At 45.2% G+C, this 24799-nt stretch carries 28 protein-coding genes and 1 pseudogene; 12 read left to right on the top strand and 17 right to left on the bottom strand.

The window, feature by feature from the left end; all coding sequences use genetic code 11:
* Window positions 1-54 precede the first annotated feature (54 nt).
* The 5 genes from dapF to hslU all read left to right on the top strand — a co-directional run bounded on the left by dapF (window position 55) and on the right by hslU (window position 4487).
* Complete coding sequence (dapF, locus tag GXP22_10125) at window positions 55-885, top strand: diaminopimelate epimerase (protein ID NOX09822.1); 831 nt, start codon at window positions 55-57, stop codon at window positions 883-885.
* Window positions 882-1586, top strand: a complete 705-nt coding sequence (locus GXP22_10120; GenBank protein NOX09821.1) for a DUF484 family protein — start codon at window positions 882-884, stop codon at window positions 1584-1586. The genes dapF and GXP22_10120 overlap by 4 nt, the downstream gene beginning before the upstream one ends.
* A 6-nt stretch (window positions 1587-1592) precedes the next feature.
* A complete protein-coding gene (xerC, locus tag GXP22_10115; GenBank protein NOX09820.1) occupies window positions 1593-2504 on the top strand; it encodes a tyrosine recombinase XerC in 912 nt (303 codons plus the stop codon).
* Between the two features lie 74 nt (window positions 2505-2578).
* The gene (gene hslV, locus GXP22_10110; GenBank protein ID NOX09819.1) at window positions 2579-3118 is read left to right on the top strand and encodes an ATP-dependent protease subunit HslV; all 540 of its coding nucleotides are present in this window, start codon (window positions 2579-2581) and stop codon (window positions 3116-3118) included.
* Window positions 3119-3158: 40 nt separating this feature from the next.
* Window positions 3159-4487 carry an ATP-dependent protease ATPase subunit HslU gene (hslU, locus tag GXP22_10105; protein NOX09818.1) on the top strand — a complete coding sequence of 443 codons (1329 nt, stop codon included), beginning with the start codon at window positions 3159-3161 and terminating at the stop codon, window positions 4485-4487.
* Here the strand turns inward: hslU and GXP22_10100 are convergent.
* Window positions 4468-4626 carry a hypothetical protein gene (locus GXP22_10100; protein ID NOX09817.1) on the bottom strand — a complete coding sequence of 53 codons (159 nt, stop codon included), beginning with the start codon at window positions 4624-4626 and terminating at the stop codon, window positions 4468-4470. The two genes, hslU and GXP22_10100, sit on opposite strands and share 20 nt — an antisense overlap.
* 58 nt (window positions 4627-4684) lie before the next feature.
* On the opposite strand from GXP22_10100, the gene GXP22_10095 reads away from it, so the two are divergent.
* Genes GXP22_10095 through ubiB form a run of 4 tightly spaced genes read left to right on the top strand, consistent with a single transcriptional unit; the run spans window position 4685 to window position 8118 of the window.
* Window positions 4685-5047 carry a DUF971 domain-containing protein gene (locus GXP22_10095; GenBank protein ID NOX09816.1) on the top strand — a complete coding sequence of 121 codons (363 nt, stop codon included), beginning with the start codon at window positions 4685-4687 and terminating at the stop codon, window positions 5045-5047.
* 23 nt (window positions 5048-5070) lie between these two features.
* Entirely contained in the window at window positions 5071-5817 is a 747-nt protein-coding gene (gene ubiE / locus GXP22_10090; GenBank protein NOX09815.1) for a bifunctional demethylmenaquinone methyltransferase/2-methoxy-6-polyprenyl-1,4-benzoquinol methylase UbiE, read from the top strand.
* 14 nt (window positions 5818-5831) lie between these two features.
* Window positions 5832-6452 (top strand): Sterol-binding domain protein, encoded by a 621-nt coding sequence (locus GXP22_10085; GenBank protein NOX09814.1) that lies wholly within the window; start codon window positions 5832-5834, stop codon window positions 6450-6452.
* 7 nt (window positions 6453-6459) lie between these two features.
* Window positions 6460-8118: a ubiquinone biosynthesis regulatory protein kinase UbiB gene (gene ubiB / locus GXP22_10080; GenBank protein NOX09813.1), complete on the top strand. Its 1659-nt coding sequence runs from the start codon at window positions 6460-6462 to the stop codon at window positions 8116-8118.
* Between the two features lie 85 nt (window positions 8119-8203).
* Here the strand turns inward: ubiB and GXP22_10075 are convergent, their stop codons facing one another.
* Entirely contained in the window at window positions 8204-8914 is a 711-nt protein-coding gene (locus GXP22_10075; GenBank protein NOX09812.1) for a flagellar biosynthesis protein FlgJ, read from the bottom strand.
* Between the two features lie 19 nt (window positions 8915-8933).
* On the bottom strand, window positions 8934-9446 hold the full coding sequence (locus tag GXP22_10070; protein NOX09811.1) for a hypothetical protein: 513 nt from the start codon (window positions 9444-9446) through the stop codon (window positions 8934-8936).
* Between the two features lie 190 nt (window positions 9447-9636).
* On the opposite strand from GXP22_10070, the gene GXP22_10065 reads away from it, so the two are divergent.
* Together GXP22_10065 and GXP22_10060 are read left to right on the top strand one after the other, a co-directional pair.
* Window positions 9637-9876, top strand: a complete 240-nt coding sequence (locus tag GXP22_10065; GenBank protein NOX09810.1) for a type II toxin-antitoxin system HigB family toxin — start codon at window positions 9637-9639, stop codon at window positions 9874-9876.
* Window positions 9876-10241 carry a DNA-binding protein gene (locus GXP22_10060; GenBank protein NOX09809.1) on the top strand — a complete coding sequence of 122 codons (366 nt, stop codon included), beginning with the start codon at window positions 9876-9878 and terminating at the stop codon, window positions 10239-10241. The genes GXP22_10065 and GXP22_10060 overlap by 1 nt, the downstream gene beginning before the upstream one ends.
* A 70-nt stretch (window positions 10242-10311) precedes the next feature.
* On the opposite strand, the gene GXP22_10055 is transcribed toward GXP22_10060, so the two are convergent.
* From GXP22_10055 to GXP22_10030, 6 genes are all read right to left on the bottom strand, one after another.
* The gene (locus GXP22_10055) at window positions 10312-10779 is read right to left on the bottom strand and encodes a HipA domain-containing protein (GenBank protein ID NOX09808.1); all 468 of its coding nucleotides are present in this window, start codon (window positions 10777-10779) and stop codon (window positions 10312-10314) included.
* Window positions 10776-11180 carry a HipA domain-containing protein gene (locus GXP22_10050; GenBank protein ID NOX09807.1) on the bottom strand — a complete coding sequence of 135 codons (405 nt, stop codon included), beginning with the start codon at window positions 11178-11180 and terminating at the stop codon, window positions 10776-10778. The genes GXP22_10055 and GXP22_10050 overlap by 4 nt, the downstream gene beginning before the upstream one ends.
* A 161-nt stretch (window positions 11181-11341) precedes the next feature.
* Entirely contained in the window at window positions 11342-11500 is a 159-nt protein-coding gene (locus GXP22_10045; protein NOX09806.1) for a hypothetical protein, read from the bottom strand.
* 263 nt (window positions 11501-11763) lie between these two features.
* Complete coding sequence (locus GXP22_10040) at window positions 11764-12237, bottom strand: gamma-glutamylcyclotransferase (GenBank protein ID NOX09805.1); 474 nt, start codon at window positions 12235-12237, stop codon at window positions 11764-11766.
* The gene (locus tag GXP22_10035) at window positions 12238-12918 is read right to left on the bottom strand and encodes an ADP-ribosylglycohydrolase family protein (GenBank protein NOX09804.1); all 681 of its coding nucleotides are present in this window, start codon (window positions 12916-12918) and stop codon (window positions 12238-12240) included. It abuts the gene before it with no gap.
* Window positions 12919-13092: 174 nt separating this feature from the next.
* Window positions 13093-15228, bottom strand: coding sequence for an ATP-binding protein (locus tag GXP22_10030; GenBank protein NOX09803.1), 2136 nt, complete (start codon window positions 15226-15228; stop codon window positions 13093-13095).
* Window positions 15229-15353: 125 nt separating this feature from the next.
* On the opposite strand from GXP22_10030, the gene GXP22_10025 reads away from it, so the two are divergent.
* Window positions 15354-16358 (top strand): WYL domain-containing protein, encoded by a 1005-nt coding sequence (locus GXP22_10025; protein ID NOX09802.1) that lies wholly within the window; start codon window positions 15354-15356, stop codon window positions 16356-16358.
* 213 nt (window positions 16359-16571) lie between these two features.
* Here the strand turns inward: GXP22_10025 and GXP22_10020 are convergent, their stop codons facing one another.
* The 8 genes and pseudogenes from GXP22_10020 to GXP22_09985 all read right to left on the bottom strand — a co-directional run bounded on the left by GXP22_10020 (window position 16572) and on the right by GXP22_09985 (window position 24799).
* Window positions 16572-16880: a nucleotidyltransferase domain-containing protein gene (locus GXP22_10020; protein ID NOX09801.1), complete on the bottom strand. Its 309-nt coding sequence runs from the start codon at window positions 16878-16880 to the stop codon at window positions 16572-16574.
* Window positions 16871-17335: a hypothetical protein gene (locus GXP22_10015; protein NOX09800.1), complete on the bottom strand. Its 465-nt coding sequence runs from the start codon at window positions 17333-17335 to the stop codon at window positions 16871-16873. The genes GXP22_10020 and GXP22_10015 overlap by 10 nt, the downstream gene beginning before the upstream one ends.
* 976 nt (window positions 17336-18311) lie before the next feature.
* Window positions 18312-18383: pseudogene (locus GXP22_10010) on the bottom strand (hypothetical protein).
* 198 nt (window positions 18384-18581) lie between these two features.
* Window positions 18582-18983, bottom strand: coding sequence for a type II toxin-antitoxin system VapC family toxin (locus tag GXP22_10005; protein NOX09799.1), 402 nt, complete (start codon window positions 18981-18983; stop codon window positions 18582-18584).
* The gene (locus GXP22_10000; protein ID NOX09798.1) at window positions 18983-19216 is read right to left on the bottom strand and encodes an AbrB/MazE/SpoVT family DNA-binding domain-containing protein; all 234 of its coding nucleotides are present in this window, start codon (window positions 19214-19216) and stop codon (window positions 18983-18985) included. The genes GXP22_10005 and GXP22_10000 overlap by 1 nt, the downstream gene beginning before the upstream one ends.
* A 109-nt stretch (window positions 19217-19325) precedes the next feature.
* Window positions 19326-19796, bottom strand: a complete 471-nt coding sequence (locus GXP22_09995; protein NOX09797.1) for a hypothetical protein — start codon at window positions 19794-19796, stop codon at window positions 19326-19328.
* On the bottom strand, window positions 19786-21312 hold the full coding sequence (rmuC, locus tag GXP22_09990) for a DNA recombination protein RmuC (protein ID NOX09796.1): 1527 nt from the start codon (window positions 21310-21312) through the stop codon (window positions 19786-19788). Before rmuC ends, GXP22_09995 begins: the two co-directional genes overlap by 11 nt.
* A 91-nt stretch (window positions 21313-21403) precedes the next feature.
* Window positions 21404-24799 carry a TM0106 family RecB-like putative nuclease gene (locus GXP22_09985; GenBank protein NOX09795.1) on the bottom strand — a complete coding sequence of 1132 codons (3396 nt, stop codon included), beginning with the start codon at window positions 24797-24799 and terminating at the stop codon, window positions 21404-21406.

Here is a 24799-nt window from a genome sequence, read left to right as displayed (position 1 = left end):
ACTACAACTAATGTATAGTTTAGTCGTCAGGACACTTAAAGTAAACCGATCCCAATGAGATTTGAATTCACCAAGATGCATGGATTAGGCAATGATTTTATCGTCATTGATGCTATTAATCAGGATATTACCCTTGATCCTCAACAGATTCGCACTATTGCCAACCGCCATACCGGTGTGGGTTGTGACCAGTTGCTGTTAGTTGAACGCCCCCACAATACCGCACTTGATTTTCGCTACCGTATCTTTAATGCCGACGGTGGCGAGGTTGAGCAATGTGGGAATGGCGCAAGATGTTTTAGCCTGTTTGTGCATGAAAAGGGTTTAAGTTCATCAGATAACCTTAAGGTAGAGACATCAGGTGGCATAATAGAGATACAGCGCTCATCAAACGGGCTTATTCGCGTCAACATGGGTATTCCCCAACTTGAGCCTGACAAGATACCCTTCAAGGTATCAAAACAAGCTATCCAATACCCACTGGAGGGCACCAATCCAACCATTATCATGGGTGTTGTCTCCATGGGTAACCCCCATGCAGTCACCTTGGTCGATGATATTGACACAACACCTGTGGAACGACTCGGGTCACTGATCGAGTCTCACCTTGCCTTTCCACAACACGTCAATGCCGGATTTATGCAGGTTATCACACCATCTCATATCCGTTTACGCGTCTATGAACGTGGCGCAGGCGAGACCTTGGCCTGTGGCACCGGAGCCTGCGCCGCCGTGGTATGGGGACGACTACTCGGCAAACTGGAATCCGAAGTACGGGTTTCATTGCGCGGGGGAGATCTTATAATCAACTGGTCGGGTGAGCATGAACCCGTCTATATGAGTGGCCCCGCCACTCGCGTTTTTGAAGGACAAATTGAGCTATGAGCCAAATACAAAATACCGAAGAGAGCCTTGATAACCCTCTTGATGAAACTCAGGTTTCAATATATCTTACTGAAAACCCTGATTTTTTTAACCGTAACCCCGATCTTGCCCGTGACCTGCAGATACCACATCAATGTGGTAATGCGATTTCTCTCATTGAGCGACAAACCGATCTGTTACGCAAAAAAAGTCAGCAGGCGCAACAACAGCTTGCTGAATTAATACAAATTGGCCAGGACAATGATGCCATCAGCCAGCGTCTACAGGAACTATCCTTACAGATGATCGGTATCACTAATCTGAAGGCGCTCTATTCCAGCCTGCATGACAGTCTATGCCATGGCTTTCAGGTCGATGTCATCAGCCTGCATCTGGATGCTGATATTGGCACGAAGGATTTACCCGCATCAATCAAGGTCTATAATCTCGATGAGTTCAATGAAATGAACCTGGGTAAACTACTGGGTGATCAACCACGTTGTATTGCACTAGCCCCCATACAGAACGACTATCTATTTGATAAACAAGACAACCCTATAAAATCAGCCGCACTAATTCCACTCAATGATAACGGAAAACCCGGCCTGTTAAGCCTGGGTAGCTGCGACAAGGAACGCTTTCATAGTGATATGGACGTACACTTTCTACACTATCTAGCAAAATTAACCGAAAAGGTTATTAGCACAGTAGTGGCCTCATAAACGCCTATGCCAGCCGCGCCCATACGCCCCGAAGACCCCTGGATAACCGCATTTCTGTCCTATATGGAGAATGAACGACGTTTATCACCCCACACTATTAGTAATTATCAAAGAGATATCCATACCCTGCGCCGGGATAGCCAGGAAGCCCTCCCGTCTGACTGGCAACAATGGCGTAACCATCATGTTCGTCACTTAATGGCTCAACAACACCGGAATGGTCTGGGCGGACGCAGTATCCAACGCAAACTATCCGCTCTGCGTAGTTTTTTTAATTATCTGATACGTGAAGGTCAGATAAAATACAACCCGGCACAAGGCATCCGCGCACCCAAAACTGGGCATCACCTGCCCGATACCCTGAGTGTTGATCAGATGCAACAATTGCTTCAAAACTCATCAAATAAACCGCTGGTAACCAGGGATATTACCTTAATAGAACTCTTTTACTCCTCTGGCCTGCGACTGGCCGAGCTTGCCAACCTCGATCTCAATGATATTGACCTGTCACAGGGTCTGGTAAAGGTACTGGGCAAGGGCTCAAAGACACGCATCCTACCGATTGGCCGCATGGCACAAACAGCACTGAAAAACTGGCTTAAACTCAGGGCTCAATATGCCAACACAGATAATAATGCCCTCTTTGTTGCCCGCAATGGTAATCGACTCAGCCACCGATCCATACAGGAACGGATAAAAATATTATCAAGGAAACAAGGACTTACAGGAAAAATACACCCGCACATGCTGCGTCACTCCTTTGCCAGCCACCTGCTCGAATCCTCTGGTGACCTGCGTGCAGTACAGGAACTGCTCGGTCATAGCAATATCAATACCACCCAGATCTATACCCACCTCAATTTTCAACATCTGGCACAAAGCTACGATCAGGCGCATCCACGGGCACGGAAAAAATAACCCGACACACCGTAGCTAATCCTTTTAGTGTGATTTCGTGTAGAATAGCGTCCCCGATATGAGGAGATTAATGCGTGGAACAATATAGAGGCACAACCATACTTTCTGTACGCAGAGGGGATCAGGTTGTTATTGGTGGCGACGGCCAGGTTTCCCTGGGCAATACCGTTATGAAGGGTAATGCACGCAAGGTACGCCGCCTGTACAAGGATCAGATCATTGCCGGTTTTGCTGGCGGTACTGCCGATGCCTTTACCCTGTTTGAACGCTTTGAGGCCAAACTGGAAAAGCATCACGGTAATCTTACCCGTGCTGCGGTAGAGCTCGCCAAAGACTGGCGCACTGATCGTATGCTACGCAAGCTGGAGGCGTTACTTGCCGTTGCGGATAAAACCACCTCATTGATTATTACCGGCAATGGTGATGTTATCGAACCCGAACAAGGCCTAATCGCCATTGGCTCAGGTGGCCCGTTTGCACAATCCGCTGCCCGGGCACTACTAGAGAATACCGAGATGAGCGCACGCGACATTGTTGAGGCCTCGCTCCATATTGCCGGTGACATCTGTATCTACACCAATCACAATCTTACTATTGAAGAGCTGGATATTTAATTCAGTCCATCACCCAACACAACAAAGCAGGTTAGTATCCATGTCTGAAATGACACCCAGAGAAATAGTTCAGGAACTCGATAAACACATTATTGGCCAGAATGAGGCCAAACGTGCCGTTGCCATTGCGCTCAGAAATCGCTGGCGGCGGATGCAGGTGGATGAATCCCTGCGTAACGAAATCACACCCAAAAACATTCTTATGATTGGCCCCACCGGGGTCGGTAAAACCGAGATTGCCCGCCGACTGGCAAGACTGGCGAACGCCCCCTTCATCAAGGTTGAGGCGACCAAGTTCACCGAGGTGGGTTATGTCGGGCGTGATGTTGAATCCATTATTCGTGACCTGGTGGATATGTCCATCAAAATGATTCGTGAACAGGAAATGGAAAAGGTTAAACATCGCGCCGCTGATGCGTCTGAAGATCGTTTACTGGATGCCCTGTTTCCACAACCCAAAGAAAGCAAGGCGGCCGAAGATCAGGAGAGTGGTCAGGATACCCGACAAAAACTACGCAAGATGCTACGCGAAGGCAAGCTGGATGATAAAGATGTCAGTATTGATGTTGAGAGTGTCAGCATGGGGGTTGAGATCATGGCACCCCCCGGCATGGAAGAAATGACCAACCAGTTACAAGGCATGTTCCAGAATATGTCGGGTGGCAAGACTCGCAGCCGTAAACTCAAGGTCAAGGATGCCTGGAAGATCTTGCAGGATGAAGAGGCAGCCAAACTCGTTGACGAGGATGATCTCAAACTACGCGCTGTTGAGATTGCCGAACAAAATGGTATCGTATTTCTCGATGAGATTGACAAAGTAACCCAACGCTCGGAAGGTCGCGGCCCCGATGTCTCGCGTGAAGGCGTACAACGCGACTTGCTGCCCTTAGTTGAAGGCTGCACCATCTCCACCAAACATGGCATGGTCAAGACCGATCATATCCTGTTCATCGCATCCGGTGCCTTTCATTTATCCAAGCCTTCGGATCTGATTCCCGAACTACAGGGTCGCCTGCCGATTCGGGTCGAACTCAATGCCCTCGGTGCCGAAGAGTTTGCACGAATTCTAACCGAACCCGATGCCTCACTCACCGAACAGTATAGTGCCTTGTTAAAGACCGAAGGGGTCAATCTCGAATTTGATGATAGCGGCATCCAACGTATTGCCAGTGTCGCCTTTGATATTAATGAGCGTACCGAGAATATTGGTGCCCGTCGTCTGCATACCATTATGGAACGTCTGTTAGAAGGCATCTCTTACGAGGCATCCGATCGTTCTGGTGACACCTTATTAATTAATGAGATCTATGTCGATAAAAACCTGAGCGATCTGGCGCAGGATGAAGATCTTAGTCGATATATTTTATAGAAAAGGCGCCGATGAATACATTAACTGCGAGAGACATGGAGGGTCTGTCTTTAGCAGAGACCGTCGCCCGCATGGACGCGGGCGTCGAGCCTACAGGGATGTATTTACGGCGTGTCTCTGATAAAGATAGACCATTCATTTCTCGGATTCGTAAGCCTTGAATCAGAGACTCTCCCTGCACATTAGAGGACTAAACAATGAGTATCCATATAACCGAAATCAAGTTAAACAAAAAGGCTCGTACCCTCGACCTTACCTTTGGTAATGGTGAGAAATTCACCCTGACCAGTGAATATCTGCGGATCAATTCTCCCTCCGCCGAAGTACAGGGCCATGGCCCCGGTCAAGGCACACTACAAATTGGCAAGGCGGATGTCGCCATCGACAAGATCGATAGCGTAGGCAACTATGCCATACAGCTACATTTTGATGACAATCACAATACCGGTATCTATTCCTGGACGACGCTGTATGATTTAGCCAGCAACCACGACAAATACTGGGCTGAGTACCTGCAACAACTCAAAGAGGCTGGGCACAAAATACCCAACGACGCCTAAGCACAGCAATCCGGACAATAACGATGGAAGAAAAAAAGACACACTTTGGCTTTCAACAGGTTCCTGTCAAGGAAAAGGCACGCAAGGTCGCCAAGGTCTTTGATTCCGTCGCCAGTAACTACGACATTATGAATGATGTCATGTCACTCGGCATCCATCGTCTATGGAAGCGTTACACCCTCGACCTGAGTGGTGTACGCAAGGGTCACAAGGTGCTCGATCTGGCCGGTGGCACGGGTGACCTTGCTGGGCGCATGTCAAGAATGGTGGGTGCTGAAGGCGAGATTATTCTTGCCGACATCAATGCCTCTATGGTTGCAGAAGGCAGAAGCCGAATGTTAAACCAGGGTGTGAGTGGCAATATTCATTATGTGCAAGCCAATGCCGAAGAACTTCCTTTTCCGGATGATTATTTCGATTGTATTACCATGGCCTTTGGTCTACGCAATGTCACCGATAAAGATAAGGCATTGCGTTCCATGCAGCGTATCCTCAAGCCGGGGGGTAAACTACTGGTACTTGAGTTTTCCAAACCCGTTACCCCTGGACTGAAACCATTTTATGATTTTTATTCCTTCAAGATCCTGCCCTTCATGGGCAAGCTTATTGCCAATGATGAAGAAAGCTACCGCTATCTAGCGGAATCCATCCGCATGCACCCACCGCAGGAAGAACTCAAGGAAATGATGGAGAATGCCGGCTTTGAGCGTTGTGAATTCTTTAACCTTAGTGGCGGCATTGTTGCCCTACACCGGGGATACAAGCTTTAATCCAATAGCTCATTATGAATTCCATTCTACTTGCTGCCAGCCTCGAAACCGCGATCAATACCGTATTAGGACTTGATCCCGAGATTGCGAGTCAACTGCAACAATTAGAAGACAAGGTTATCCTGCTAAACATCACCACCCCCGATATTAAATTTTATTTCCTGCCAACCGACAGCAAGATCCAGATACTATCCAGCTACGAAGACAAACCAGATACCCGCATCTATTGTAGTCTGTTTGACCTGTTACACTTAAGCATTCATGGATCGGACAAGAGCAGCCTGTTTTCCACCAATATCGAGATGCGCGGCGACCTGGAAACCGGGCGACAATTCCGCGATATATTAAACGCTATTGAGATCGACTGGGAAGACCTGCTCTCACGTGTTACAGGTGATATTGCCGCCCATCAGATAGTGAGAAATACCCGCAAGGCAAAGGCTTATACCCAACAAAGTGCCAAGATACTTGGACAAGACCTGACAGAATATCTACAGGAAGAAAAAAGAATTTTGCCAACCGCCATTCAACTGGAAAACTTTTATAACGATGTCGACCAGTTACGTTATGATAGTGATCGGCTCGAAGCAAGAATAAAACGTCTGCAACAATGGGCAAAAGAGAAATCAGAGTAAGCGATTAATGATATCCCCGAAACAACTGGCACGTCTATTACACATCAACTATGTTTTGGCTAAACATGGACTGGATGAGATCGTGCTAGCAACACACTTGTTCAGACCGTTTCATTTTATACTTTATCTAGCTCCCTGGAACTGGATCAAACGCAAACGCAAACCAAGAGGCCAACGCATCCGTGAGGCACTGATTGAACTCGGCCCCATCTTTATAAAATTTGGTCAGATTCTTTCAACCCGACGTGACCTATTGCCTAACGATATCGCCGATGAACTCGCCCATCTGCAAGATCGCGTCCCCCCTTTTCCATCCCAACAAGCCATTGCAATTATCGAAAAGGCCTACAAGAAACCCATCAGTGAGCTCTTTGATCATTTTGATGAAACACCACTCGCCTCTGCCTCGGTGGCACAAGTACATAGTGCAACCCTGCCCGATGGCAGTGATGTCGTGGTTAAGGTGTTGCGCCCTGGTATTGAAAACATTATTCGTAAGGATGTTAACCTGCTGGGGTATATCGCCAAATTAGCCGAACACTACTGGAAAGATGGCAAACGTCTGCACCCCTGCGAGGTTGTTGAGGAATTCAAACGCACCATCTTTGATGAACTGGATCTAATGCGTGAAGCAGCCAATGCCTCACAGTTATACCGTAACTTTTCTGATTCAGACCTTCTCTATGTGCCCGAGATCTACTGGCCTTACTGTAAACCCAACGTCATCATCATGGAACGTATCTATGGTACCCCCGTTAGTAATATCAGCGCACTGAAAGACAATGGCATCGATCTGAAACGTCTGTCCGAACAAGGTGTAGAGATATTTTTTACCCAGGTGTTCCAGCATAATTTCTTCCATGCCGATATGCACCCCGGTAATATATTTGTCTCCCCGCAGGGACAATACATCGCTATCGACTTCGGCATTGTCGGCTCACTCAGTGATGAGGATCAACAATACCTGGCAGGTAATTTCCTTGCCTTTTTCCAGCGTGATTATAAACGAGTAGCCGAGCTTCATGTGGAATCCGGCTGGGTGCCCAAGGGCACACGCATCGAAGCATTCGAAGCCGCCATTCGCACCGTATGTGAACCTATTTTTGAACGACCGCTAAAAGACATCTCCTTCGGCCAATTATTATTACGTCTGTTCCAGACTGCACGCCGCTTCGATATGGAGGTACAACCTCAACTGGTACTGCTACAAAAGACCCTGCTCAATATCGAAGGCCTGGGCCGCCAACTCTATCCCGATCTTGACCTGTGGCAAACCGCAAAGCCCTTCCTGGAAAAATGGATGTATCAACGCAATAGTGTGAGCAGCATATTCAAGGATGTAACAAAGAACCTGCCCGAGTTGCGCGATCTATTACCTAAAATACCCATGTTAGTACACCAGAGCCTGGAAAATTCTGCCAAGTTATCCGAACAACTCGAAGATGCCGATCAGCAAATTAGAGAACTGCGTAACGAGATCAAACGATCCAATAAACGCACCATCTCCAGCATACTGGGAACCGGCCTGATTATCAGTGCCGCACTGATCTTTGGACTCGATGGTTATTCACCTCGCATGATCGCAGGTGTGCCGCTATTATCCTGGGTACTCGGAGGGTTAGGAGTGGCAGTACTGTTTTTATATACCTGGGATGAAGAAAAATAATTAGCCCTGTGGTGCGTAATACGCACCCTACCTTAAACCGCCGAACCTCTGTCATTCCCGCGCAGGCGGGAATCCATCTATAAGATTACCTCATACTCCTTATCATTGATTGAATCTCTTCAACATAGGCCATACCCCGACTGGAATACTGTTTTAATCCCTGTGCAAGAAAAATAGCATCCAGTGGTTTATCCTGCTCGCGTAATTGCCCACGAAGATTACGCAACTCCCGATAGGCACCAAATGTATTAATGTTGTGAACATAACTGGTAATGGATTCATTGATACTGGAAAAACGTCTAACCTCATGGCGCGCGCCTTCCGTACGCTGCCCCGGCACTAGACCACAACCCTTACTGAAACACCATTGACCAAACAGGTTATTACCCTGCCGCGCAAAACGAGACAGCCCCCAAGCCGATTCATTCGCCGCCTGCACCATAATCAGATCCACCGGCAGACCATCGACACGAAGCAGCAATTGATCCCAGTCCGGGTTGCTATCATCCCATTGAATCTTGTACTCAGTCGCCAACTGCTTTATCCATAAAATATCATCACCCTTATCCCGTGCCCGAATAATGCGCTGACGTTTTTCAGCAATAAGCTGAAGCTCACTTAATATAATCGGACGCAGAATGCTGAAAAAAATCCGTTTCTTTTCAGCAACAGTCCTGACCTGTGAATAATCAAAAACACTCGCCTGCTGAGCTGTTATTTTTTCCTGCGCCTTTAGTGCCACTGAAAAAAACAAACTGTTTATGATGAAAAAAACATAAAGCCATCTTGCATTCATATAATTAATCTGAGAGTTCCTAATCATTTAACAAAGATACCACATAACCTAATGATGCCGCATTCTGAATAAAGGCCTCAATATTACCCGCACCCCATTCTGTACTCACCGCAATCACACCATCGGATAACTTAATAAGCTCAGCATCCTTGATAAAATGTCGCTTATGTCCTGTTCGCTCAAAGATCTCCTGCGCCTTGGCCTGCTCGCTGAAAACTCCCATTGACCCTTGAAGCCCCTCAGGGAAAACATTAATTAAATCTGCAAATGATGCATCCGGGTGATCCACCTGGTATGCCTTCACCACGGCTAAGACCATCCTGCCTTTTCCAAGCACCTGCTTATTAAAGGAATATTTCTCACGCGGCCTCCTTTTTGCAGCACGACTCGATAACTTATCAGACAGCACATCCTCAACACCCTCAAAGTGATTCAGCAGACGCTCAACCACCCTTGCCGGGCTATCAAAACCCTCCGCATGCTGTTCTAAACGTTTATAGGTCTGTTCCGGTATTCTAACCACTGGACACATGACACACCTCCTTTTTACTGTTTACATGTTACATTGTAACTTATAAATGGTAAAAATCAAGGTGAACGATACATATTTAGGCACAAATTAAATCAGGCCGGGATGCTGATAATAAAATCGGTTATCACCAAGTGTGTATTAATTCTATAAGTAAGTATTGACTTTACAAAAAAACTCCCATAATGGGATGATGAGAATCATCGCAAAACGGACACTGCGTGAGTTCTGGCAGTCACATCCTGAATATGCCGACGCTCAAGCCCCATTGGCAGCCTGGCATAAAGAGGTTACTGAAGCCAACTGGGAAACACCTCAACAGGTTAAAGCACAATTCCGCAATGCAAGTATTCTCAAGGATAGCCGCGTCGTCTACATACGCTTTGTGGGCACTCATCAGCAATACGATACTATCAATGTGGAGACCATATAATGAATATCACACCCATTAAATGTGAAGCAGACTATAATGCCGCCCTTGCACAGGTTAATGATTTAATGGATGCCAGTCTTGATACGGCGGCAGGCGATAAGCTTGATATACTCGTAACATTAATTGAGAAATATGAGGCACAACATTACCCTGTCGATGCACCCAACCCTGTGGAAGCCATTCGCTTCCGTATGGAGCAATACGACCTGAAGAATAAAGATTTAATACCCTATATTGGACAATCTGGCCGTGTATCTGAAGTGCTCAATTTCAAACGCAAATTAACATTAAGCATGATTAGAAAACTACATGCCGGACTAAAAATTCCTACCGAAAGTTTGATCCAGGATTATGAACTGAAATAGAATGACGCCAGCCCGTAACCGATCCCTGTTAACACCACTATTCCAGTGTTGCACAAATGAGACTCTGCACTCAATGATGTTTAGTATACCTTCTTGATGAGTGTGTTTTAATTGCTGTACGCGTTGTAACTAAATGAAGGTTTTTTAATATTGCAGCTTTAATATCAAGCGCCATTAATTCAGTATAATCAGATAACTTATCGAGCTGTTCTCGAACTATACCTGCCATTTCATCGAGGATCATTTCTCCATTTTTTATCCCCAATGACTGACTCAAGGCAATCATTCTTCGTCGATCAGGAAAGTCTTTTGATTTAGATAAATTTAACGCAAGCGTATCCTTTGGCATATAGATTTGCGTGTTAACAACATCATATACAGGACTTAAACGCATATTATCAGGATGATCATACAACATAGAAAAAAATTTTAAATGGCCATCACCATTTCCCACCAAACAACTGAGCACAACCATTTTAAAAAATATTTCCATATCTTCCTTAGGAGTAGATGAATACAGATTAAGTGCCTTACCTATAGATTCATAACTACCCTGATACTTATGATCTGTTGATTATCCGATAACCAGAAATCAGGTGTTTTTATTTGACAGGCCTTTGCCAAATTCATGCAAATATATTCATTAATCGCAAGCTCAGGATAATCCTCATCACTGGTCTTTACGATTAGAGAAGGAAGAATAAATGCCCCCTTTTCCAATCCAGTCTGTTCTTCTGGCACTATGACTTTAGGTTGCACACCGCTAAGCGTCGACTGTAGCAAATACTTATTAAGCAACTCTTCAAATAAATCATCTTTACCTTGCCAGGCAAGAATCTCTGAAAGTTTTTCTCCGCCAATATCTTCTGACTCAATACCGGCTGTCTCATAACCAAGGCAACCAATACCCGTGAGTCCTTGTAACGATAAAAAAAGCATCTCATCCACGTTGATAATGTGGCGTACTCAATGGCATGGTTACCGATATATCATTACTGATATCAGAATGATATGTGAATTCCAATTGAGACTTTTTATTAAGCACTCCAGCCGGTCTACCTACCACCTTAATATTGATATTCTGAATACGACCTTTTGCATTAATCTTCATCGAATAGTTCTTCTAATTCAGACAATTGTGGTCGGCGTTTAATTTCCAGCGACAAGGTATAACCCAATGACATGGCATAATCCTGAGCCTTCAGGATGCTCCCCTTAAAAGACCCGTTTTCTATTTCAGAGATATCCTGTCGAGACACCCCCGCACGAGCACCAGCATCGCTCTGGTTAAACTTCTTTTTTTACGCTCCATACGTAGAGTCTGGCCTAACTGTTCAAGATAAGGATTCATGCTACGCCCTAATATGACACCTATTTCAGGCATTTATTTCACCCCTCCTTGAATACCCCGATTCTCACGAGCACGCGCCTCATTCCTATCTGGCTTGGTCTCCAATGGCTGGCTCAATAAATCTCACTGACGGGAATCCATAGATCATGGTGCGTAGTACGCACCCTACCTTTACAAGCCATACTGATTTTTTATCTCTTTCTCTGTCAATGTCTCCGAACAAGATTTGACTGCGTCGGTTAACTGATTAAGATCCAGCTTGAATGTCCGGTAACCACTAATCAGTTCATCCATATAAAAATGGCTCGGGGATGCCTCTGCATCCTGATCCATCATGTAATAGACCATCGCATCCATTACATTACCCTCTGGCCGGGTAACACTCACTACCCTTTTTCCATACATGTAGGGATAGCCTTCTAAAATATCCAGCGCATCCTCACAATCAGGCGTGATCCACCACAAGACACCCGCAACCTCATCACCATCTGCTGGCTCGATATCGGCAACCCCTCTAAAGACTAAGCGATAATCCTGTAACACGGCCTGACCAATCGGTTCGGCCTGTGGACACCGTACCTTCATCCCTTCCAGGTTAGTATTCATACCGTAGGCAAAATATAATCGTTGATCATCTAATTCCATTTAATCGATACACTCCATCATCTTCTCTGCCAGATCAATAATAAGATCCGAGCTAACAATCTTGTCTCGCCAGTGTTGCGGTATGCTGTCAATATCATAATAAGCACCGGCCAGCTGACCATAGATAGACCCGGTGGTATCGGCATCATCACCTAGATTCACCGCCGCTAATACACCCTCTTCAAAACTATCCGTGGTATAAAAGGCCCAGAGTGATGCCTCCAGTGATTCCACTACATAACCCGAACCCTTGATTTCATCAGCATGCTTAAACTGAAATGAACCGCGTGCCACTTCATCAATTTCTTTAACCAGAGGTTGCCTGTCCCACAAACCTTCAACCAGGTTAAAACGATCATCCATCAACTCACCCTTTGAACGACCTTGCAGGGCACCAATAATCAAAGCAGTGTAATAACGACAGGCATCTATTGCGACAGTTACACCATGCGTGGTGCGTGACATCTGCCCTGAGAGTTCGATAGCCTGCTCAGGATTATTGGCATAGGCAAGAGCAAGCGGTGCCAGGCGCATGAGTGAACCATTACCTGCACTCTGTGGATGAGCGCTTCCTGCATACGCTTCGCCTGATTTCTCATAGCGCATTAATGCCGAAAGCACAGCGCCACCAATATCAAAACAACGCCCGGTACTACTGAGATAACGTTCTATTAATTTCATTACTTCTCCTAACTATAACCGCATTAACTCAACAAACAGGTATTGCTCTTATCCAACAGAGACCGTCAGCCGCATGGACGCGGCTGTCGAGCCTACATGGATGTATTCACGGCGTGTCTCTGTTGGATAAGAACAATTCCTGTCCCAGGCTAAACGAAACATCAACGCACCTACTTAATGAATCTTCGCAGTAAATCCCATGGCTTGTTTATCACCATCCGACTTAAAATCAGATTCATCCATCAAGCGTTCTAATAAGACATCCGGGGTTAGTGGCTTGTTAAATAGACGTTGCTGACGCGCGATAACCGCAAAGTCTCCAGGTGCCAGGTTTCTTATACCATCAAGCACCTTGCGATGACTTGCATCTATCTGCACCTTATCGCCATGCGCTTCTAACAGCCGATTAAAGAGTGACCATGCCTGATCTCTGCCAAGATAATCAAATTTAATCTTGAAATCAAAACGACGCAATGCCGCTGCATCCAGGTTATCCATTAGATTTGTTGAACAAATAAACAAGCCCTCAAAGGCCTCCATCTGCGTCAGAAGCTCATTAACCTGGGTAACCTCCCAACTATTATGTGCTCCCTTACGATCCTGTAAAAAACTATCCGCCTCATCCAGCAATAACACAGCGTCATCCCGTTGTGCTTCTTTGAACATGGCCGCAATATTTTTTTCAGCCTCGCCAACATACATTGAAAGCAAATCAGAGGCACGCTTCACCAACAAGGGTTTATCCATTGCCTTGGCAACATAACGACCAAACTCTGTCTTACCTGTTCCCGGTGCACCGTATAAACAAAACCTGCCCACAGGATTTTTAGCCAAACCGGATACCAAAGATTCAATATCAATATCGGTATTGAGATATTCCAGATGATAATCTAAAGGACTCAACTGTCGATTAAACAGGATATCTGAATACCCCATCGCCTCCATCGTGCTACCAATCAACTGTTCCAGCCGACCTTCAATGACATTTTGATCAGATGCCCCGGCTGTCATAGCAACAACCTTGGCTGCACGCGTGACAATAGCCGGTGCCAATGCCGCATTTTCAGAGACCCGTTCTGTCCACTGTGGTGATACATTCAATGTTGACAGGCTTTTATCCAGAATACGTCTTCTCACACTGAGCGGTGGGGTATCCATTTTTATCACCTGATCAAATCGACGCAGATAAGCGGGATCCAGTTCACCCACTGAATTACTAATCCAGATAGCCGGAATGGGGTTATCTTCCAACAGACGGTTAACCCATGCCTTACCCGCACTCTTATGCGTCGCTCTACCAAAAAACGAAAAAGATTGCCGTGGAAAGACATCCTCGATCTCATCAAAGATCACCAATGCTTTCTGATGACGCGCAATCAATCGTTGCACCAACTGATAGGAACGAAAACGATTATAGCCGGCCAGTGAATCACCATCCGAATCTTCCGTATTGATCTCATAAAAATTGGCCTCCAGGGTCTGTGCCAATAGGCGCACATACTCGCTCTTACCCGTACCCGGCGGCCCATAAACCAGAATATTCGTCCCTTTCGACCGTGTATCCCATACCTTTTCAATCTGTTGAGACAACACCTGAGTTTGTGAATCCAGATAATCAAAATCCACTTTATCAAGCTCACTGTTCTTACCCCTGGAGAGATAGCCATTCAGCATGTCATAGATGTTGTCATGCTGACTAAGCAATGAATCCGATAGATCATCAAGCAGATCCAGCTTACGATAAATCTCGTTAGGCCCATCACGATCAAACTTGAGCAGGCCTGCTTGAATCAAGATCCCATCACGCGAAAGTGAGCGACGAATATCGACCCGATCAATATCCAGTATCGAAGCCACTGTTTTAATCAGACCATCGCCACTGATCTCACCCAGAGTATCCACCGCACTTCTCATGCCCGGATTCATTTCCACCAGCGTCAGAAAGGCCAGGATCAATATATCACTATGGTGAAGATCCAGATGCTGTTGCAATAATGTGAGATTAGCCTCTAATACCCCACCAATCGCCAGATCTTTTTTCTGCTCCACCTCATCCAGAACAGAATAAATCTTTCGTTTAAGGGCGCGTGCCTTAATATCGGAATTTTCCAACTCAAGCATATCCATTGCCTCAAGTATCTCCCTGTCACTGGTAATATCGCCACTATGCCTGAAACTACTATGCTTTCTTTTTATATTGGGCAACAAACATATTGTTCTCAGCGTCCATAATTTTATAACATCCGTATATTCAGAAGCCAAACAAACACCCCTTTTTACATCGGGTCGAACTAAAGAAAAACTGATCATAATCTTCTCCTGTTAAAACTTGCATCAACAAGCTATGGACACTATTATGACAGACATCACGCAATAAAATAGATCAACAAAGCAGTGTAGCGTCACTATATGACGCGATACTAAAAAGGCCAATTATGTCAGATGCGCTCTTAAGACAGTGGATGATGCTCAAGATGATTCCACGTCAACCCAAAAAAACCAATTCCAGAATCCTCACCAAACAGCTACAGGCCGAAGGTTTTAATACCGCACGCCGTAATACCCAACGTGATCTGAGTAATCTATCCAGCATCTTTCCAGAACTGGTCAACGATGGTAACAAGGATGAGATTGGCTGGTCATGGCGACAGGATGCAGAACTCCACGATATGCCATCAATTGATCCATCCACCGCGCTCACCTTCAAGCTGGCACAAACCTTTTTAATCAACCTGATTCCCCCTGCCGTACTCACACAACTACAACCCTACTTTCGCAGTGCCGACAAAATCCTGAGTAAGATTGATAATAATTCACTCGGTAACTGGTCCGATCATGTGCGGATCGTAGCGCGGACACAACCCTTGATTCCGGCAAGTATTAATCAAACCGTACTCAGTGTTATCTACGATGCCCTGCTACAGGGTCAACAGTTCCGTGGGCGTTATAAAAACAGACAGGACGATATCGCAGAATATGAATTTCATCCACTCGGCCTGATTTTCCGCGACAGCGTGGTTTATCTAATTGCCACGCTATGGGACTACGAAGACATTCGCCATTTTGCCCTGCATCGTTTTATACAAACAGAGATCATGGATACCTCCCTACAACGCCCCGACAATTTTAATCTGGATGATTATATAGCCACCGGCACCACAGAATATGCACTGCCCGGTGACAAAAATATCAAGCTGGTAGCCTATTTTAGTAACACCAGCATCCATCACCTGACAGAGACCCCACTGAGCAAGGATCAGAGGATTACCCCGCTGGATAATGACCGCAAAGAACTCCGCGCCACCGTCAAAGACACCTATCAATTACGCTGGTGGTTGCTCGGATTTGGCGATCAGGTCGAGGTGGTTAAGCCGATTGCGTTAAGACGGGAATTTGCAGGGATAGTCAGGGAGATGTACATGACATACACGGATGAATGATACCCTTATTGATTAGCACATTTCCCTTATGACCATAACGGCACAGCAAAAATCTGATCGCCAAATGCCGTTGCACCTCATCCAATACAACCCGTTTTAATAACAAAAAATGGCATTCGTTATCGGCGGCAAGCCACTACCACTGGCGCAATTACTCTAATTGCGCCAATAGACTATGCCAGTGATAACCGACCTTCTTCAGAGCATCAGAAATCACCGTAACCTGACACCCTCCTCCTGAGCCTTTCGTGCCACGGCTTTTAAAGGCGAATCAAGATCCTGTATTATCAGATCAGTGCTAATATCAACAGCCTCTTCCAGCGCAGGCCGCAGTTGCCGTTTTAGTTTTGCCCGTTTTTCTATATTGTTCTCTGTTAAAAAAAGACAAAAATCAACATCGCCACCCCGCACCTCATCATTCAGGCGAGAACCAAATAGCCATAAGCCAGCATCTGGATAATTCTGCAAAAATTTATCCGCGACTAATTGAATAGCTGTGACTTGTCGTTCAGTCAGCCGCATAGATAGGCCTTTAATTTTTTGCTCAGCACGATCAGTTTAGAACTGTATCGCCATGCCGCATTCAATGCCTCTGCCTTTTCAGAGGAGGCATCCGGATATTCATGAGCAAAACCATTCCTGATTTCTCTTAATTCATTCCATTCAGAGGCATCAATCAAGCTCTTGCGCTCCATTAAATGGATTCTTTCCCGAGTCGATAATCGCTGTGCAGGAGATTCATCCAGATCATACAGTGCCACCATATAAAATATAGTATGCCCAATCACATCCTGGAGATCCGAAAACCGTATTCTAAAGGCATCCAGAAATAACAGCTCATCCGAATCGACCTGATCCGGGTCAAATATTTCCGGATCAAGAGGCATGATGGCATCAATGCGTTTCACTGACTCATTTAAGCGAACGGCAAGTTTCTCCATTCTCTCAATATTGTTCTGTAATATTTGGGTATCCATAGTCACTAATTCTAGCACATCACTCTCATAAACCCTGATGAAACTGAACGACCTGATGTAACAAAGGCAAGTTTACAACCCGATACTCATGATCGAAATGATCATTCGGCATGCATTTTTCTAGCCGCACCAAACCCAAAAAAGCAGAAAACCCTGTCAAACTACGACATGAATAACAAAAAGCTAATTCCCTCTCTGGCTTAATGTATTCGTTCTCCCCAAATTCATCCAGCAACATCGGAAAGGCATTGATATAAGCCTCTTCATAAAAACTCATCAGCCGTTTGCTATCGTTATAATGATAGAGCAGATAGAGCGTAAAAAGAAAGGATTGTTGAATAAACGGAATATCAGGAAACCTATCTCTATAGGCCCAATTAAAGCTCTCCACATAGGCCATGAACAATCGTGGATAGATCGCACTCATCCCCGATTCAGCCAACAATTTGCGACACTCACTACTCAGAATAAAACGTCCCTTATGCTTACGAATAAGACCTGCCATCTCAGCGACCAGACGGACTATATGCAAATCAAAAAAATCTTCTTCCTTATTGATCTTACCAAACCGGACAAACCTTTGATCACCCTCTTCATTGATATAACTCAAAGCCGCCTCACGACAAAAATTACGCGGTAAGTTACCCTTGGCCGTCGGCTTCAAACCCTTCTCATCCAGCGCATCCACCAATAAACCAAAAAGCATCATAATAGGTGCAGACGGCACATCATCCAGACCATCGAAAAAAGTGACCAACTGCGGTGAACTAAAGGGCTGATTCAGTAGCGGATGCATCTGACTCGGTGAAAGCCCATGAAAGTCATCCATTGGTGCAGAATTACGCTGCTGAGTATGCTGCTCAACAAACGCCTGCATTTCCTCCATTGAACCAAAATCCTGACCCTCCATGGCCTCACGCAAATCATCAGAGGCACCCGCCGCAGGCCCAGCTCCCTTGCGACCCTCAATACTCTCATTCTGTAGACAACATTTTTTATATTTTCTGCCACTACCACAGGGGCATGGATCATTACGACCCACCTTATTATCCATCATATTCATTATCATACTACTCCAGCCATCGTATGATCACCATCATAAAGCAAGATGCCCATTTTAAATTTGTCTCCTGCAATATTTTTAAAGCGCTTCAGCCCATTAAAATCTCCATTACTTAAGGTCGCAGAGACCTTCACCTCAATGGCATACCGGTAACAATGCGTTCTATCAGATATTCTCTAATGCCTACGCCGAAACCCAGTTTTCAACAGCAAGATTCGGCACTCGATTAAACTCACCCACATTATTCGTCACTAATACCGCATCAATACTGCGAGCATGTGCCGCAATAAAAAGGTCATTATTACCAATTACCCTGCCTTCTTTTTTTAGTTGTGCTCTAATCAAGCCATAGTGCCTGGCAGCATTTTCACCCAAAGGTTTTATCAATAGCCTTTGTGTAAAAAGATCCAGCTGTCGCCACCGATCTTCTTTTAAAGCATTATTTCCATTCTCTATCCCAAAGCACAGCTCCCCATAAGTCACTGATGAAATACAAATATTCTTTATCGCTTTAAATTTGTATCTCAATTTCTTCGAGTGATTTTTTAAAACATAAATACAAATATTGGTATCCAGCATATACATCAATCAAAATCCCTTTCCTGTGGTTGCTCATCAAGTCTATCTTGCAAAAAATCATTACCAAAAACGGAGCAGGAATCAAAAAACTCATCCCAGCCTGGTTCTTTTGCCGAAAGAATGATGTTATCCCCTTGCCTTGTAATATAAACCTCATCAGTATCAAAGCGATACTCTTTAGGTAAACGAACCGCCTGGCTACGTCCATTCATAAATACCTTGGCTATTTGCACACCCATATTATCACCCGCTATTTTAGTATATACCAAAAAGTATATATTAATTAAGTGTAATAGCAAGATAAACGAGGTTGGTTGGTGTCTGGGGAAATATCTACAAGTATTGACCTTAATCCACCACCGGATAAGCCGGATCACCCCAGATCTGCTTCTCATTCTCCATCATAATATGAATAATTGATAAGTTAATACCTGGAATAACTCCAGGTTGCTCAAAATACTCCTCTGCATATTCTCCTATTGTCCGATGCTTAGCACCATCACTAATACCTTGAACCTCATGTTCACAAAATGGTGTTAATAAACGATAGGGAACATAACACATCAAACGCTGTAGAGCTTTAGGGTTTTCATGTAGCCAATTATTAATACTCAATCTCAACTGATCTACATTATTTCCAGTAATCGTATTTTCATTGATTTCCACCGAATACTTATCAAGATATTGAGAAAGAATTTTTGCGCATTGATCCTGCAAACCAAATGACAACTTAAAATAGTAATGTGGAAACCAGGCAATAACTGACCTATTCCAGGAATAATCATAATCAATGACCAAAACCAATATTTTATTTATCATGGCCAATCAATTCCAATTCGGCCTTATCCACTAACTCTTGTGGTAACTCGGCCTTAACCGATACACCCAGGTTCTTGAACTCATTGGCCTGTTTGATTAGATTTCCACGCCCTGTATATAACTGCCCATAGGCCTTATCGTAGGTCTCTTTTGCCTTATCCAGGGATGAGCCCACCGTTTTCATACTGACAAGGAAGCCATTGAGCTTGTCATACATCTTGCCGGCTTTTTCTGCTAGCTCGGCGGTGTTTTTATTTTGATCCTCGAAGCGCCATAGTTGTCGCACGATATTGAGACTGGTTAATAATGTGGTCGGGGTTGCTACCAATACATTTTGTTCCAGTGCTTTCTGAAATAACATCTCATCACCTTTGAGTGCTTCAACAAAGGCGGATTCAATCGGTACAAACATAAACACCATATCGGGTGAGTTCAGTCCGGGGAGGTCATAATAATTACGGTCTGACAATTCCTTGATGCGATCACCAAAAGCTGCGATATGTTCCTTGAGCGCCTGTTCACGTTCCAGTTCATCCTCGGCATTCACATAACGGGTGTAGGCATTGAGTGATACCTTGGCATCAATCACCAGGTGTTTATTATCGGGTAGATAGACTATGGCATCGGGGCGACTGCGACCCTCTGCGGTATTAAAGCTCACCTCTCGTTTGTAATCTTTATCTAGCACCAGACCGGAACGATCCAGCACATTCTCCAGGATCATCTCACCCCAGTTACCCTGCATCTTGTTCTTGCCTTTTAATGCGGTGGCGAGATTGTGTGCCTCTTCGGTAATCTCCTGATTCATCTTTTGCAGATTTTTTAATTCAGTTTTCATCTCACTCTGTTGCTGGGTATCCTTGTGATGGATATCTTCAACCTTGGCCTTGAATGCGGTCATCTGTTCACGAAATGGATTGAGTAAGGCACTGAGTGATTCCTTACTGGTTTCGGTAAAGGTCTTGCCCTTGGCCTCAAAAATTTCATTGGCGACAATCCTGAATTCCTTTTTCAAGGTTTCCTTTTGTTCTTCAAACTGGGCGAGTTGTTTTTTGAAACCGGCTTCCTTTTCCTGTTGACTGGTGCGTAACTCGGCATTCTCTGCTGTTAGCTTACCGGCTTCCTGTCGTGCCTGTTTTAGTTCGGAATGAGCGGCCTCTAACGCTGTGTTGAGTTTATTGGCTCGGTCTTTCTCGGCATTGAGGCTGGCCTGGGTTGATGATGAAACACTCTTTTGTTCGGACAGGCTGGTGAGTAATTGATTACACTTGCCTTGCGCATCGGCGTGTTTTTCTTGTACCTCTTTATACTGTGACTGGATACTCTCTAACTGTTGTTTGGCAAGTGCCAGGTTTGTCTTGCTATCGGTTAGTTCTGTCTTTAAGGCATCTATGGTTTGCTGCTGTTCTGTCTTGTTTGATTCCAGCTCGGCTAATTGTTGTTGTTTTAAATCGGCATCTAATTGAAGGCGCGCGAGTTCTGCGTTGGCCTTGCTGCGGCTGATGAAGTAGCCCATCGTTGTGGCGATGGTGGCAATGACTAATGTAATAACTATATCAATGATCATGTTTGTTTCTCTTTAATTGAATTGGTGCGTAGTACGCACCCTACCGGGATGATAATCGGCAAAAGATGTTGATTGCATTCTGCTGTTTTATATTGCTTGCATTCTGTATCCTTAAAGTGGGGTTGGCAACTACGATGGTCATTGCCTGTGCCCTTGATACTGCGACATTAATCCTGTGTTTATCAAACAGGAAATCAATACCGCGTGGTGAATCACCGGCATCGCTGCTACACATACTCAGGAATACGATGGGGGCTTCCTGTCCCTGGAATTTATCCACGCTTCCAACTCTGGCTTTCTTTCCTAGTGCCTTTTGTAGATTGGTCACCTGGAGGTTATACGGTGCGACATAAAGAATATCATCCCATCCGATCTTGCGTTGATTGCCTTCTTTATCGGTAAACTCTCGACCTAATAATTGCTTGCTTAGTTTCTTGATAGCGGCGACCTCTTCATCACTCGCCTGTTGGTTACCTTCATGGTCTATAGGTATATAAATAATGCCCGCCTCTTTATCTAATGGACCTTGATAGTTTTTGGGCACGGCGATAAGCTGTTGATCATTATCGGGGTCAGATTCCAGCTTACCTTCGTAGATGGCATGACTGATAAAATCATTAACCGCTGAATGCATACGATAGGTCATGGCAAGAAAAACACCCATAGTCTCTGAGATCGTGGGGCTATCATGTAATAGATAATCGAGTATTGACAAACCACTCTCTGCGGGATGACTGCCCTGGGTCGGTTGCCCTAACTGCATCTGATCACCCATCAGGATCAGATTGTTGGTCGCCTGACTAATGGCTATCAGGTTAGACACACTCACCTGCCCTGCCTCGTCAATAAACAGGTAGTCAAAACTCTTTTCCAGCTCTTTGCGACTAAAACCCCAGGCGGTGGTGCCAATGATGCAGGGACCGTCGATATGATTGGCTATAGCAGGATTGCCTATAATCTCAACATCCAGCTCCTCCAGTTCAGGGTCCGTATTCTTGTTACAGGCAAAATAACCCTCAATACCCTGTACCTGACAGGTCTTTACCGCACCGATTAATAGATTATTAATCGCCTTGTGTGAATTGGAACAAATCCCGATCCTTTTATTCAGTTTTAATAATGCGGCAATCACATGCTTACCGGTATAGGTCTTGCCTGATCCGGGTGGCCCTTGTATCGTCAGGTAGGAATTTTTTAAATTAATAATCGCCTGGGTAATCTGCTCAAGCCGCTGCTCTGGATCATGTGCTGAGACAATGGGCTGACTGCGCTTTAATCCTTTAATGCGTGGTGGCTTCCGTTGCAAAAAATCCATTAGCGCCGATTGAGTAACGCCCTTTTTATCATACGCCTTAACAACACGATTAATGGCACCCGGTATAGGTTCGGCAGATATTTGTTCATTAGGGATAAGAGATATTAATGTGGGTGGCTCTTCTTTGACCTGTATCACCACAAGACCCTTTTTGAAATTACTTTCATCCTTGAGACAGGTAACACCCAAGGGCCAACCATCCTCTTTATAATACCCTAGAAGATAAAAACTCCGGGCCTTGGATGCCTTGAATTCCTGATGCACATCAAAGCGATATTCATACGCCAGATTACGTGCACGCGGTGTTGGCTTAAACGCCTCACGTTCTGTTCTTTCACAACAGGCGAGGCAATCCAGGTCATCAAGCAATTCTATATCTGTCATTGCCATGCGCTCAAACAAACGCCAATAGAGTGGCTTTGCCTCTCGACGATGAAACTCCAGTGCCCACGCCATATTTTCTGTTAATGCCGCTCGCTCAGGATCGCTCTCTCTTATCTCATTGGCACAGGCCAACAACTTATCCCTAAGCTGTATTCGTTCTGAAATAAGCTCCGGGATATCCGGCACAACAATCGCATTATTGCCGTCATACCCTATCTTGTTCTCGATCTGACGCGCCCTGAGCCAGTCCACTAACTCCTGTGTGCTATCACAATCATCAATATTGTAATCACGGATATCCTTCAGGATCTTCGAGTCCTGCCAGGTCTCACCATCAGGATTAACACGCCATTGTTCATAGACCACGACCGAGGCACCGCCATCACCCACAGCGGTCTCTCGTTTACCGCGATAAAGGTGCTCGACATTCTTGATGGAGTAACGTGGCTCACCAATAAGCAGGCCGCTTTTTACAATCTTGTAGAGATCAACAAAGACCTCGTTACGCAACAGTTGATCCAGCTCGTCTTCACACACACCATAGCGACCCATGAGTTTTTTACAGGCGGCAATCTCATAATTGGCATAGTGGTAGATATGCATGGCAGGGTCAGACTGCCAACGCCCATACACCCACTGTATAAAATACTGAAAGCATTGTTTTTCCTGCGCCTGATTGTGTGCCCAGAAGTCTTTAAATTGTCGCGCACCGCTATCATCAAAATAGCTGTTACCCCATAGATATTCCAAACCACCCTCTGCCAAGGGATAACCCTCGATATCAAAAAAGACATCTTTATCAGAATGCGGCGGCAACAAAGATAGCCCCTTTTTATCCTCACCTTCCGGGACAATCTCATAAAGTGGAGACTCTTTACCCTCACTGTTCTTTTGCAAGGTCGCCTGTTGCTTGAGTCGGGCATAGATTGAGGCATTAATGCCAGTGATAACCGGGCAATCGCTGTCAACCAAACCCTGCATCGTCGTAATGCCTGCCTTATTAAACTTTTTAATCTGTGCACGGGTGATTGTTGCGACTTGTGACAGGTGATCGACCTCTAGCAATAACGCCTTGGCATAGTCGCTCCAATGACCCCAGGATGAAAAATGGGCAGGGTTAGGTTGTTGCTCGGGATCAAAGCCCTCATGTAACGCGAGAAAGGCCTGCTTTAATGAAAGATAATAATAAAAATAATCATCGGTTCTTAATCGCTCATGGCGACCATTACCCAGCACCACCACGATCTCTTCTGAGCGCCTGCCCTGAACCGCCTGTAACATATCCTCATAACAACAAAGCTGGATGACAAAATAGGGCTTCATACTTTTTGATAGCTTGCTATCCCAGACCTCATAGTGATAATCACCCAACGCGCTATCACCGGCAACCTTGACCAAAAAATCAGCGTGGCCTCTGAAGGGTTGATGTTGGAGAACGGCTTGAAAAATCACATCATAGCCCTGCTTCATCGCCTCGATACTGGCTTGACAGGGATCCTCCTCATCAGCGATATCAATCACTGATAGACCTTTTTCCTTTAGCTGTTGAAGAACATCCTGTTCATGGGCATAACCTTTCTCCTGCAACAGTTGCATGAAATCATCGTCATCATCCTCATTCACATCCTCCTCAGGAAAGAACTGATGGAAATGATCCATCCATGAGGCAAAGGGGCTCCCGCTAAAAACCGTTAGATCCGATGGAGAGAAAACAAACGATTTATTTTTTTTATACAT

The organism is Gammaproteobacteria bacterium (assembly GCA_013151035.1).
Classification (GTDB): Bacteria; Pseudomonadota; Gammaproteobacteria; order JAADJB01; family JAADJB01; genus JAADJB01.
This window is presented reverse-complemented; position numbering and strand designations above follow the sequence as displayed.

Excerpts from the sequence above, each read along its gene's own strand:
- dapF (NOX09822.1), top strand. The coding sequence starts at position 55 with ATGAGATTTGAATTCACCAAGATGCATGGATTAGGCAATGATTTTATC.
- GXP22_10120 (NOX09821.1), top strand. The coding sequence starts at position 882 with ATGAGCCAAATACAAAATACCGAAGAGAGCCTTGATAACCCTCTTGAT.
- xerC (NOX09820.1), top strand. The coding sequence starts at position 1,593 with ATGCCAGCCGCGCCCATACGCCCCGAAGACCCCTGGATAACCGCATTT.
- hslU (NOX09818.1), top strand. The coding sequence starts at position 3,159 with ATGTCTGAAATGACACCCAGAGAAATAGTTCAGGAACTCGATAAACAC.
- GXP22_10100 (NOX09817.1), bottom strand. The coding sequence starts at position 4,626 with ATGAATGGTCTATCTTTATCAGAGACACGCCGTAAATACATCCCTGTA.
- GXP22_10095 (NOX09816.1), top strand. The coding sequence starts at position 4,685 with ATGAGTATCCATATAACCGAAATCAAGTTAAACAAAAAGGCTCGTACC.
- ubiE (NOX09815.1), top strand. The coding sequence starts at position 5,071 with ATGGAAGAAAAAAAGACACACTTTGGCTTTCAACAGGTTCCTGTCAAG.
- GXP22_10085 (NOX09814.1), top strand. The coding sequence starts at position 5,832 with ATGAATTCCATTCTACTTGCTGCCAGCCTCGAAACCGCGATCAATACC.
- ubiB (NOX09813.1), top strand. The coding sequence starts at position 6,460 with ATGATATCCCCGAAACAACTGGCACGTCTATTACACATCAACTATGTT.
- GXP22_10075 (NOX09812.1), bottom strand. The coding sequence starts at position 8,914 with ATGAATGCAAGATGGCTTTATGTTTTTTTCATCATAAACAGTTTGTTT.
- GXP22_10070 (NOX09811.1), bottom strand. The coding sequence starts at position 9,446 with ATGTGTCCAGTGGTTAGAATACCGGAACAGACCTATAAACGTTTAGAA.
- GXP22_10065 (NOX09810.1), top strand. The coding sequence starts at position 9,637 with ATGAGAATCATCGCAAAACGGACACTGCGTGAGTTCTGGCAGTCACAT.
- GXP22_10060 (NOX09809.1), top strand. The coding sequence starts at position 9,876 with ATGAATATCACACCCATTAAATGTGAAGCAGACTATAATGCCGCCCTT.
- GXP22_10050 (NOX09807.1), bottom strand. The coding sequence starts at position 11,180 with ATGCTTTTTTTATCGTTACAAGGACTCACGGGTATTGGTTGCCTTGGT.
- GXP22_10040 (NOX09805.1), bottom strand. The coding sequence starts at position 12,237 with ATGGAATTAGATGATCAACGATTATATTTTGCCTACGGTATGAATACT.
- GXP22_10035 (NOX09804.1), bottom strand. The coding sequence starts at position 12,918 with ATGAAATTAATAGAACGTTATCTCAGTAGTACCGGGCGTTGTTTTGAT.
- GXP22_10030 (NOX09803.1), bottom strand. The coding sequence starts at position 15,228 with ATGATCAGTTTTTCTTTAGTTCGACCCGATGTAAAAAGGGGTGTTTGT.
- GXP22_10025 (NOX09802.1), top strand. The coding sequence starts at position 15,354 with ATGTCAGATGCGCTCTTAAGACAGTGGATGATGCTCAAGATGATTCCA.
- GXP22_10020 (NOX09801.1), bottom strand. The coding sequence starts at position 16,880 with ATGCGGCTGACTGAACGACAAGTCACAGCTATTCAATTAGTCGCGGAT.
- GXP22_10015 (NOX09800.1), bottom strand. The coding sequence starts at position 17,335 with ATGGATACCCAAATATTACAGAACAATATTGAGAGAATGGAGAAACTT.
- GXP22_10005 (NOX09799.1), bottom strand. The coding sequence starts at position 18,983 with ATGTATATGCTGGATACCAATATTTGTATTTATGTTTTAAAAAATCAC.
- GXP22_10000 (NOX09798.1), bottom strand. The coding sequence starts at position 19,216 with ATGGGTGTGCAAATAGCCAAGGTATTTATGAATGGACGTAGCCAGGCG.
- GXP22_09995 (NOX09797.1), bottom strand. The coding sequence starts at position 19,796 with ATGATAAATAAAATATTGGTTTTGGTCATTGATTATGATTATTCCTGG.
- rmuC (NOX09796.1), bottom strand. The coding sequence starts at position 21,312 with ATGGGCTACTTCATCAGCCGCAGCAAGGCCAACGCAGAACTCGCGCGC.
- GXP22_09985 (NOX09795.1), bottom strand. The coding sequence starts at position 24,799 with ATGTATAAAAAAAATAAATCGTTTGTTTTCTCTCCATCGGATCTAACG.